The organism is Acidibrevibacterium sp. (assembly GCF_049965395.1).
Classification (GTDB): Bacteria; Pseudomonadota; Alphaproteobacteria; order Acetobacterales; family Acetobacteraceae; genus Acidibrevibacterium; species Acidibrevibacterium fodinaquatile.
The window spans coordinates 19,392-29,742 of record NZ_JBMFWJ010000029.1 but is presented as its reverse complement, the minus strand read 5'-3'; the positions used below and the strand labels follow the sequence as shown (position 1 = coordinate 29,742).

Sequence of the window (10,351 nt, the reverse complement as noted above, 5' to 3'; positions counted from 1 at the left end):
GGGCGGCGCGGCCGAGGGTGTGCAGGTCATGGCGGGCGGGTTTGCCCGGCGCCGTCGTTGCGGTCAACCGGCTTGTCGGGGGTCTTTCGTGGTGCTACCGGCGGCGATGACGATGTCAGGTTCTGATCCCGCCGCTTTGCCGCGTGTCGTGCTTTCCGCCGTCGTGCCGGTGCGGGACGAGGCGCCGAACATCCTGCCGCTCGCCGGCGAATTGCGGGCCGTGCTGGCGGCGTTTGCGGCGCGGCATGGCGGCGCCGAAATCGTCTATGTCGATGACGGGAGCGCCGATGAGACGCCAACCCGCCTTGCCGAAGCGGCGCGGCTTTCCGGCGTTCCGCTACGCTGGCGCCGCCATCGCGTCGCTTGCGGGCAGAGTGCGGCGATCGCGACCGGCATCGCCGCCGCCGCCGGAGAGTGGATCGCAACACTGGACGGCGACGGCCAGAACGACCCCGCCGATATTCCGCGTCTGTTCGATCGCGCGCTGGCCGAAGCGGGTAAGCGCGAGCCGGTGTTGATCGCGGGGTGGCGCAAGGCGCGGCGCGATGGCTGGCGAAAACGGGCGACCTCGCGCCTTGCCAATCGCCTCCGCGCGGCGATGCTCGGCGATGGAACGCCCGATACCGGCTGCGGGCTGAAGCTGTTTCGCCGCGCCGCCTTCCTCGATCTGCCGCGTTTCGATCATATGCACCGCTTTCTGCCGGCGTTGTTTCTGCGTGCCGGCGGGCGCGTGGTCAGCGTCGCGGTCAATCACCGGCCGCGCCACGCCGGGCGCTCGCATTATGGCACACTCGACCGGCTTTGCGTCGGCCTGGTCGATCTCGCCGGCGTCTATTGGCTGATGCGGCGCAGCACCCGCCCCGATGTCGTGACGCCGGATCAAGGGGCGCGGTCGTGACGCGGCGGCTCGGCTTGGTGCTGGCGCTGGTTCTCATCGCCGCGGCGCCCCCGCCGCCACCGCCCCCCTCCTCCCCCGCGCCTTCGGCGGCGCCCGCGAAAGGCAGCGTCACCGGTTTGCCGCTGCCGCGCTTTGCGGCGCTGCGCTCTGATGACGTCAATCTCCGCGCCGGGCCCGGCACGCGCTATCCGATCACCTGGGTCTATAAGCGGCGCGGCCTGCCGGTCGAGATCGAGCGCGAATTCGATGTCTGGCGGCTGGTGCGCGATGCCGACGGCACCGAGGGTTGGGTGCATGAGGCGACGTTGACCGGGCGGCGGACCCTGCTTGTGATCGGCGCCGAACAGACGTTGCGCGCCGCGCCGCGCGACGATGCCGCCATCGTCGCCCGCGCCGCAGCGGGCGTTGTCGGGCGGATCAGCCATTGCGTCGCCGATTCCCCCTGGTGCGAGGTCGAGATCAAGGGGTATCGTGGCTTTCTGCCACGCACGGCGTTCTGGGGAAGTTTTCCGGGGGAGGCGGTGAATTGAACGGATCGGAGCCCGGCGAAGACCCGAGGCGCGCGCATCACGATCTCGGGGGGGTGCCGAAATTTCTCTGCGAGGCGGTGGACACCGCGCCGCACGGGCTCACCGCCTTTGATCGTCGCGTCGATGCCCTGCGCCAGCTCCTCGGCGCTGGCGGGATCATGCGGGTCGATGAATTGCGGCGCGGGATCGAGGCGATTCCGGAGGCCGACTATCACCGCCTGTCCTATTACGAACGCTGGCTGCGTTCGATCGTTGCGACGCTCCTGCGCAAGGGGGTGATCACCGCGGACGAGCTGCGGGCGGCGCTGGCCGCGCGGAGAGACGGTGTGCGATGACATATCTCGCCCCCGGCACCCCGGTCATGGTGCGTAACGACTGGCCGGAGAGCCAGGGCGAGGCGCATATCCGAACGCCGCATTATGTGCGCGGCCGCGCCGGTGTCGTCGTCCGCCATCTCGGCGATTTTCCCAACCCCGAGGATCTCGCCTTCGCCCGCCCGGCGGCGGCGGTCCCGCTCTATCACGTGCGCTTCGAGCCAAGCACGCTCTGGCCGCCGCCGCGGAGCGCCGACGTCTTGCTGGTCGAGATTTTCGGCCATTGGCTGGAGGCGCGATGACCACCCCGCCCGATCTGCTAGCAACCTCGGCCGAGGCCCTGTTCGCCGCCCTCCTCGACGTGCTCGCCGCCAAGGGGATCGTGCGCGAGGCCGAGCTTGCCGCCCGCATTGCCGCAACCGACGCCGCATCACCTGCGCAAGGGGCGCGGATGGTGGCGCGCGCCTGGGTTGATCCCACCTATCGCGCGCTGATGCTCGCCGATGGCACGCGAGCGGCGGAAGCGCTCGACATCCCGATGCTCGGCGCGCCGCCGCTCGGGGTTCTGGAAAACCGCCCGGGCCGCCACCATCTCGTCGTCTGCACGCTGTGCAGTTGCTATCCGCGCGCGGTGCTCGGGTATCCGCCGTTCTGGTTTAAATCGGCCGCCTACCGTGCCCGCGCGGTGCGTGACCCACGCCGGCTGATCGCCGAATGGGGCACGGTGTTGGCGCCGGAGACGGAGATCGTGGTGGTCGACTCGACTGCCGATTACCGCTGGATGGTGCTGCCCCAACGCCCATCCGGCACCGAGGGCTGGGGGGAGGCGGCGCTGGCGTCGCTGGTCCGCGAGGGGGATATGATCGGGATCACGGTGCCAAAGACCGGCGGCCAAACTGGCGCAATGCGATAATCGCGGCGCGGCGATAGAAGAGGCTTTTCCCAGACGGGACAATTCCGATATCCTGCGCCGAGGAGGGGAGTGGCGGCGGCCCAGAGGCCGGGTTTTCGCGTCCGTCGGCTCCCGTATGGTTGGGCGACCCGTCGCGGGTCCGGGTAATAAGCAGCGATGAGCGATAACGACAAGCGTGACGGCACTGGCAATGGCGACGGCCCGGCAACCGGAGTGGTGGTGCGCGCGCGGCCCAAAACCCGCAAGCCGGCGATGTACAAGGTTTTGATGCTGAACGACGATTACACGCCGATGGAGTTCGTCGTGCATGTCCTCGAGCGGTTTTTCCAAAAAACCCGCGAGGAGGCGACCCGCATCATGCTGCATGTGCATCGCCGCGGCGTCGGCGTCTGCGGCGTTTATACCTACGAGGTGGCTGAGACCAAAGTGACGCAGGTGATGGATCTCGCGCGCCAGAACCAGCACCCGCTGCAATGCACGATCGAGAAGGAATGATGGCGCGCAGGGCGGCCGCGGCGCACGAAGATTTTTTGCCGCCGGTCATGGTCTGGCAATATTTTCGTGTGTAGTCTCGTGTTGTGCGCTGCCGTGGGGATCCCACATGATGGGGTGGCGCCGAACCGGGGATGGCCTCGGATAGCGAAGGAGCGTTGATCGGATATGCTCTCACGAAATCTGGAACAGACGCTTCATCGGGCGCTCTCTTTCGCCAGTGAACGGCGTCACGAATACGCGACCCTCGAGCATCTCCTGCTCAGCCTCACCGACGATAGCGACGCCGCGACCGTTCTGCGCGCCTGTGGTCTCGATCTCGACAAACTGCGCGTCGATCTGATCGAGTTCCTCGACAAGGATCTCTCCGGCCTGGTCACCGACCGGCGCGGCGACCCCAAGCCGACCGCGGGCTTTCAACGCGTGGTGCAGCGCGCCGCGATCCATGTCCAATCCTCCGGGCGCGACGAGGTGACTGGCGCCAATGTCCTCGTCGCGCTGTTTAGCGAGCGTGAGAGCCACGCCGTCTATTTCCTGCAATTGCAGGATATGACACGGCTCGATGCGGTCAATTTCATCAGCCACGGCATCGCCAAGGCCCCCGGCCGTTCGAACCCGCGCCCGGTGCAGGGCGCAGCCGGTGGCGAGCCGCATGCCCCGGGCGAGGGCGAGCGCGAGGAGAAACACGCCAAACGCGGCCAGGACGCGCTCTCCAACTATTGCGTCAATCTCAACAAGAAGGCGCTCGCCGGCAAGATCGACCCGCTCATCGGCCGCGACTTGGAGATCGAGCGCACGATCCAGATCCTCTGCCGGCGGACCAAGAACAACCCGCTCTATGTCGGCGATCCGGGGGTCGGCAAAACCGCCATCGCCGAGGGCCTGGCCAAGCGTATCGTCGAGGGCGACGTGCCGGAAGTGTTGACCAAGGCGACCATTTTCGCGCTCGACATGGGCGCGCTGCTCGCCGGCACCCGCTATCGTGGCGATTTCGAGGAGCGGCTGAAAGCGGTGGTCTCCGAACTCGAAAACCACCCCGACGCGATCCTGTTCATCGACGAAATCCACACCGTGATCGGCGCTGGCGCGACCAGCGGCGGCGCGATGGACGCTTCCAACCTGCTCAAGCCGGCGCTCGCCTCGGGCACGCTGCGTTGCATCGGCAGCACCACCTACAAGGAATTCCGCAATTATTTCGAAAAGGATCGCGCCCTGGTGCGGCGCTTCCAGAAAATCGACGTCAATGAGCCGAACGTCGAGGACGCGGTGAAAATCCTCCGCGGGCTCAAATCGAATTACGAGAAACACCACAAGGTGCGCTACACCGATGAGGCCATCCGCGCCGCGGTCGAATTGTCCTCGAAATATATCAACGACCGCAAGCTGCCCGACAAGGCGATCGACGTCATCGACGAGGTCGGCGCCTCGCGCATGCTGTTGCCCGAAAACAAGCGCCGCAAAACCGTGACGCTTCGCGATGTCGAGGAAATCGTCGCCAAGATCGCGCGCATCCCGCCGAAATCGGTCTCCAGCGACGATATGGAGACTTTGCGCAATCTCGACCGCAACCTCAAGGCGATGGTGTTCGGCCAGGATGCCGCCATCGAAGCCTTGGCGGCGGCGATCAAATTGTCCCGCGCTGGTCTGCGCGACGCCGAAAAGCCGATCGGCAATTATCTCTTCAGCGGCCCGACCGGCGTCGGCAAAACCGAGGTCGCCCGCCAACTCGCCGCGACTTTGGGGATCGAGCTGATCCGCTTCGACATGAGCGAATATATGGAGCGGCATTCGGTCTCGCGTCTGATCGGCGCCCCGCCCGGCTATGTCGGCTTCGATCAGGGCGGCCTGCTCACCGATGCGATCGACCAGCATCCGCACGCGGTTCTGCTGCTCGACGAGATCGAGAAGGCGCATCCCGATCTATTCAATATCCTGCTGCAGGTGATGGATCACGGCAAACTCACCGATCATAACGGCAAATCGGTCGATTTCCGCAACATCATCCTGATCATGACCACCAATGCCGGCGCCGCCGATCTTGCCCGCGCGGCGATCGGTTTCGGCCGTGAGGTTCGCATCGGCGAGGATGAGGAGGCGATCAAGCGCCTCTTCACCCCGGAATTCCGCAACCGTCTTGACGCCATCATCGCCTTCTCGGGCCTGACCCCGGAGATCGTCGCCCGCGTCGTCGAGAAATTCGTCATGCAGCTCGAAGCCCAACTCGCCGACCGCAACGTCACCATCGAGCTGAGTTCGGCCGCGAAGGAATGGCTGGCCGAGCGCGGCTATGACCCGCTTTACGGCGCACGGCCGCTGGCGCGGGTGATCCAGGAGAACATCAAGAAGCCCTTGGCCGAGGAGTTGCTGTTCGGCCGCCTCGCCAAAGGCGGCGCCGTCAAGGTCAGCGTCAAGGAGGGCACCCTCGATTTCGAGTTCGTCGAACTCACCCCGCCGGCGCTGCCCGGCCCGGAAGGCGATGACGGTTCGGAACGCGAGGCTGAAATCGCCGGGTAACATTCGCCTCTCTCTTGAGAAAAGGCTTGTCTTTACCCGCGTCCCTGGGGGCGGCGCCGCGCGAGCGTCGCGCGTAAAAAGTCGCGATTGAAGGCGCCGAACATGAGCCCGGCGGCGGCGTAGGAGAGTAATCCCAGCGGGATCAGCGCCGCAAGGAGTGCGATCGCGCCGAGCGGGTCAGCGCCGAAACCGGGCAACGCCGCGCGCAGCATTGCGCGGGTGAACACGAGCAGCAGAACCATCGCGAGAGAGGCGGCAAAAATACGCCCGATGCGCGCAAACAGCGCCCGGTCGGGGCGGAAATGGCCGGTCCGGGCGAGCAGCCACGCGAGCGCCCCGGCGTTGAAGAACGCCGCGAGGCTGGTTGCCAGAGGCGGCCCGAGATAGCCGAGCGGGTGCATCAGGGCGAGATTGAGCACGAGATTGAGGAAAACGGCGATGACCCCGATCTTGACCGGCGTCTTGGTGTCGCCGCGGGCGAAAAATCCCGGCGAGAACACTTTCGCCAGCACGAAAGCCGGCAAGCCGATGGCGTAGGCTGCGAGTGCCGCGGCACTTTTCGCCGCCGCCGCGCCGCTCAACGCGCCATGGCGGAACAAGGCCAGCATGATCGGCTCGGCGAGCAGCATCAGAGCAAGCGCCGCCGGCAGGGTGAGCGCGAGCGTGAGCGCGATCGCCTGGTTCAATGTCGCACGCAGTTCGGTGATCGCCGCGGCGCGGACCTGGCGCGCGAGCAGCGGCAAAAGCGCCGTCGCGACCGCGGTGCCGATGGTCCCGAGCGGGAGTTGGTTGACGCGGTCGGCGTAATAGAGCACCGAGACCGTCCCGGCTGGCAGCAGGCTCGCGATGATAGTATCGACGGCGACATTGATCTGGGTGACGCCGGCGCCGACAATCCCCGGCCCCATACGCCGGAGCACAAGCCGCACCCCCTCGGTCAGCCTTGGTGCGCGCAGGCTGAGCGCCATGCCGCCGCGCGCGAGCGCGATCGCGAGCAGGCCGAGCTGCGCCATCCCCGAGACCGTGACGCCAACCGCCAGCGCCTGGCCGCGCGGCATCAGGGCGCGCGGGACCAACACCAAGGCGCCGATGAGGGCGAGGTTGAACACCACCGGGGTCGCGGCGGCGGCCGCGAAGCGGTTGATCCCGTTGAGAACACCTGACAGCAGGGCCGAGAGGCAGATCAACATCAGATAGGGGAAGGTAAGACGGCTGAGCGCAACGCTGAGCGCGAATTTCGCCGGATCGGCGGCAAAACCCGGCGCCAGGAGATGCATCAGAAGCGGCATCAGGAGAAGGCCGAGCAGGGTCAGAAACCCGAGCCAGACCACCATCACGCTCGCCACCTCCTCGGCGAGACGGCGCGCTGGGCCGGCGCCTTCACCGGCGAGGCTCGCCGTGAACGCCGGCACGAAAGCGGCGTTGAACGCGCCCTCCCCGAACAGCCGGCGGAACAGGTTGGGGAGCTTGAGGGCGACGAAAAACGCATCGGCGACTGGTCCGGTGCCGAGCTGGGCTGCGATCAGGATGTCACGCAGGAAGCCGAGCACACGGCTCCCCGCCGTCCAGACGCCGATCGTCGCGACGTTTTTCAGCACGTGCCGAGGAGACCGGCGGCGTGGAGCAAAATCGGCACCGAGGGCACGATCTCTCCCCCCATGCGGGCAAGAAAGGCGGGAAGATCGGCCGGCTGCACCAAACGCAGCGCATCATACTCGTCATTGCCGTCGCCGGCATGGGCGGCGATGATCGCGCCGGCGCCGAGCCGGGTTGAGAGCAGGAAACCGAGATCGAGCACGTGGGTTTCGGCGTGTTCGATCAGCGCGAGCGGACGGAAGGTGGTGATCGCGTCCCGGCCGAGGCCGATCTCTTCGCGCAATTCGGTGAATAGCTGGCCGACGAGATCGACCTCACCGCCGCCCCTAACCGCCCTGCCATCGACATTGCCGGCAGGAGGGGTCTGCCACAGCCCGGATTGATAGACCGCGCCGCCTTGGCGCCGCCCGAACAGGACGCCCTCAGGCGAGAGCACGACGCCGCAGACCGCGAGCGGGCGAAGCCGTAGGGTGGCGAACAGCGCCGGGTCGCGAAACTGCGCGAGAACACGGCGATACTCGGTCATATGGCCGCGCAGCTGCGTCGGCGTGATGTCATCGACGCTGAACACCGCGCCGTTGAACAAGGCCCCACCCGACCCCGCCTGGGCGGCGAGCCAATGCCGCTCGATGTCCGCCATGCGCCCGGCCTCGAGCGGCGCATGGGTTCCGCTGACCCATGCCGTGACGTTGGCGGCGAGCGGATGAACCGACCATCCCGGCGGGATGGGCGGAATCTCGGGGAGGGTGGCCATCATCGCCTCTTTCGCATCCGGGGATTATCGCGGTCTGCGGCTGGCTCGCCAAGCAGGCATACCCGCCTCATGGCCGAGAGAGCACACCGATTGCGCAGCCTGCCCGGGCTGGCAAATCACCACCGCGCCCCATATCGGCGCAAGAGGTGCGGTGATGGCGCCAAACGGAGAGAAGTGAGACGGCAATGACGATGCGGGCACCGGCGATAGTGTGGTTTTTTCAGGATCTCCGCCTCGATGATCAGCCGGCGCTGGCCGCCGCCCTCGCCGCCGGGCGGCCCATCGTTCCGGTTTTCGTGCTCGATACCGTCTCGCCTGGGGCATGGGCGCCGGGGGGCGCGAACCGTTTCTGGCTGCATGGCAGCCTCACGGCGCTGGGCGCCGATCTCGCCGCGCGCGGCGCCCGCCTCGTGCTGCGGCGCGGCGTGATGGGGGAGGAACTCTTGCGTCTTGCCGAAGAGACGGGGGCGGCGGAAATCCATGGCGGGCGCGCGGTCGAGCCCTGGCTGCGGGCGGCGATCGCGGCGCTGCGGCCGGCCCTGGCGCGGCGCGGCGTTGTGTTCCATGAGCACGAAACCCGGCTGCTGTTTGCCCCAGAGCGGCTGAAGACGCAAAATGGCGGCGCGTTTTCGGTGTTCACGCCGTTTGCCCGCGCCGCATTCGCCGCCGGCATCGAGGGGGATGCCTGGCCGGCCCCGGCAACCCTCCCCGGCTTTTCCGGCGCGCTCGCGAGCGACGATCTCGCCACCTGGCGGCTTGCGCCGGCGCGCCCGGATTGGGCGGCCGAGATGCGCGGGCTTTGGACGCCGGGCGCGGCAAGCGCGGCGGCGCGGCTCGCGCGGTTTCTCACCGACGCCCTTCCCGCTTACGATCGTGCCCGTGACATCCCCGGCCATGCCAGCACCTCGATGTTATCGCCACACCTGCATTGGGGGGAGATATCTCCCCGCCGCGTCTGGCAGGCGGCAAGCCGTGCGGCACCCGGCGGCGGCAAGCCGCTGCACAGCTTTCTGAATGAGCTGCTCTGGCGCGAATTCTCCGCCTATCTCCTCTGGCATCACCCGCATCTCCCCGAGCAGCCGCTCCGCGCCGAGTTCGCCGCCATGCCCTGGCGTGAGGATGGCGCAGCACTCGCCGCCTGGCAGCGGGGCGAGACCGGCATCCCGATCGTTGACGCCGGGATGCGCCAGCTTTGGCGCTGGGGCTGGATGCATAACCGGGTGCGGATGATCGCCGCCTCATTCCTGGTCAAACATCTGCTACTGCCCTGGCAGGCCGGCGAGGCGCGGTTTTGGGATACGCTGCTCGATGCCGATCTCGCTGCCAATGCCGCGAGCTGGCAATGGGTCGCCGGCAGCGGCGCCGACGCGGCACCCTATTTCCGCATCTTCAACCCGATCCTCCAGGGGCGAAAATTCGACCCCGAAGGGGCCTATGTCCGCCGTTTCGTGCCCGAACTCGCGGCGTTGCCCGACGAGTTCATCCATGCGCCGTGGGAGGCGCCGGGCCTTGCTTTGCGGGCGGCCGGGGTTGAACTCGGCAAGACCTATCCGCGGCCGATCATCGATCTCGGGCTTGGCCGGGCGCGGGCTTTGGCCGCTTTCGCCGCCCTGCCGCGGCGGGCGGCGTGATCCCGGCCGGCCGACCACTTCGCGTCGTCGGGGACGTGCATGGCGATCTCCGCGCCTTCCGCCATGCGGCGGCCACCGACCGCTTCATCGTCCAGCTCGGCGATCTCGTCGATTACGGCCCCGACAGCGCCGGCGTCCTGCAGCTGATGCTGCGGTTGCTCGACGAAGGGCGCGGCCTGTTCCTACTCGGCAACCATGATTTCCGCCTTGCCCGCGCGATCTCCGGATGCATCACCCATCTCGCGCCGGAAACCGCCGCGACGCTCGCGAGCCTCGATTCCGCTCTCGCCGCCCGCACCGCCGCCGCGATCGCCCGCGCCCCGGCCTGGCTTCGCGTGGGCGGCGCGTTCTTCGTCCATGGCGGGTTTCACGATGCCATGCTGATGGCGCCGCCGCCGGCACCACTCGCCGGCAGGCGGGTCAGCGGCCCGCTGGCGCGCGCGCTCTACGGCGAGCCGACTGGTCGGACGCAGCCCGACGGGTTCCCCGAGCGCAGCCTCCGCTGGGTCGATCGCATCCCCGCTGGCCTTACCGTCTATTGCGGCCATGACCAGCGCTCACGCGATGGCCGCCCCTATCGCCGTACTGCCGCGTCCGGCGGGCAGGCGGTGTTTCTCGATACCGGCGCCGGCAAGGGCGGGCATCTCTCCTGGATCGATCTTTCGCCGACTGGCATGGAACTCTCATCCGCGCTTGGCTAAAACGCTCG

Annotated in this window: 11 protein-coding genes; 9 read left to right on the top strand and 2 right to left on the bottom strand. The window is 67.6% G+C overall.

All coding sequences use genetic code 11. The annotated features are described in order from the left end of the window. Window positions 1-28: 28 nt before the first annotated feature. The 7 genes from ACP5M5_RS09890 (at window position 29) to clpA (ending at window position 5,661) form a co-directional block, all read left to right on the top strand. Window positions 29-898 (top strand): glycosyltransferase, encoded by an 870-nt coding sequence (locus tag ACP5M5_RS09890; protein ID WP_427936975.1) that lies wholly within the window; start codon window positions 29-31, stop codon window positions 896-898. Then, complete coding sequence (locus tag ACP5M5_RS09885; RefSeq protein WP_427936967.1) at window positions 895-1,428, top strand: SH3 domain-containing protein; 534 nt, start codon at window positions 895-897, stop codon at window positions 1,426-1,428. The genes ACP5M5_RS09890 and ACP5M5_RS09885 overlap by 4 nt, the downstream gene beginning before the upstream one ends. Continuing rightward, window positions 1,425-1,763 (top strand): nitrile hydratase, encoded by a 339-nt coding sequence (locus ACP5M5_RS09880; protein ID WP_427936966.1) that lies wholly within the window; start codon window positions 1,425-1,427, stop codon window positions 1,761-1,763. Before ACP5M5_RS09885 ends, ACP5M5_RS09880 begins: the two co-directional genes overlap by 4 nt. After that, window positions 1,760-2,044 (top strand): SH3-like domain-containing protein, encoded by a 285-nt coding sequence (locus ACP5M5_RS09875; RefSeq protein ID WP_427936965.1) that lies wholly within the window; start codon window positions 1,760-1,762, stop codon window positions 2,042-2,044. The genes ACP5M5_RS09880 and ACP5M5_RS09875 overlap by 4 nt, the downstream gene beginning before the upstream one ends. Continuing rightward, the gene (locus tag ACP5M5_RS09870) at window positions 2,041-2,655 is read left to right on the top strand and encodes a nitrile hydratase subunit alpha (protein WP_427936964.1); all 615 of its coding nucleotides are present in this window, start codon (window positions 2,041-2,043) and stop codon (window positions 2,653-2,655) included. Before ACP5M5_RS09875 ends, ACP5M5_RS09870 begins: the two co-directional genes overlap by 4 nt. 156 nt (window positions 2,656-2,811) lie before the next feature. Next, a complete protein-coding gene (clpS, locus tag ACP5M5_RS09865; protein WP_114912880.1) occupies window positions 2,812-3,150 on the top strand; it encodes an ATP-dependent Clp protease adapter ClpS in 339 nt (112 codons plus the stop codon). A gap of 165 nt (window positions 3,151-3,315) precedes the next feature. Beyond that, window positions 3,316-5,661 carry an ATP-dependent Clp protease ATP-binding subunit ClpA gene (gene clpA / locus ACP5M5_RS09860; protein ID WP_427936963.1) on the top strand — a complete coding sequence of 782 codons (2,346 nt, stop codon included), beginning with the start codon at window positions 3,316-3,318 and terminating at the stop codon, window positions 5,659-5,661. A gap of 32 nt (window positions 5,662-5,693) precedes the next feature. Here clpA and murJ read toward each other — a convergent pair whose 3' ends face one another. Both murJ and ACP5M5_RS09850 read right to left on the bottom strand, forming a co-directional pair. Then, window positions 5,694-7,259 (bottom strand): murein biosynthesis integral membrane protein MurJ, encoded by a 1,566-nt coding sequence (murJ, locus tag ACP5M5_RS09855; protein WP_427936962.1) that lies wholly within the window; start codon window positions 7,257-7,259, stop codon window positions 5,694-5,696. Beyond that, entirely contained in the window at window positions 7,253-8,014 is a 762-nt protein-coding gene (locus tag ACP5M5_RS09850; RefSeq protein WP_427936961.1) for an NUDIX domain-containing protein, read from the bottom strand. The genes murJ and ACP5M5_RS09850 overlap by 7 nt, the downstream gene beginning before the upstream one ends. A 182-nt stretch (window positions 8,015-8,196) precedes the next feature. Between ACP5M5_RS09850 and ACP5M5_RS09845 the strand changes: the two genes are divergently transcribed. Both ACP5M5_RS09845 and ACP5M5_RS09840 read left to right on the top strand, forming a co-directional pair. Continuing rightward, complete coding sequence (locus tag ACP5M5_RS09845; RefSeq protein WP_427936960.1) at window positions 8,197-9,642, top strand: cryptochrome/photolyase family protein; 1,446 nt, start codon at window positions 8,197-8,199, stop codon at window positions 9,640-9,642. Next, window positions 9,639-10,343, top strand: a complete 705-nt coding sequence (locus ACP5M5_RS09840) for a metallophosphoesterase (RefSeq protein ID WP_427936959.1) — start codon at window positions 9,639-9,641, stop codon at window positions 10,341-10,343. The genes ACP5M5_RS09845 and ACP5M5_RS09840 overlap by 4 nt, the downstream gene beginning before the upstream one ends. Window positions 10,344-10,351: the final 8 nt, after the last annotated feature.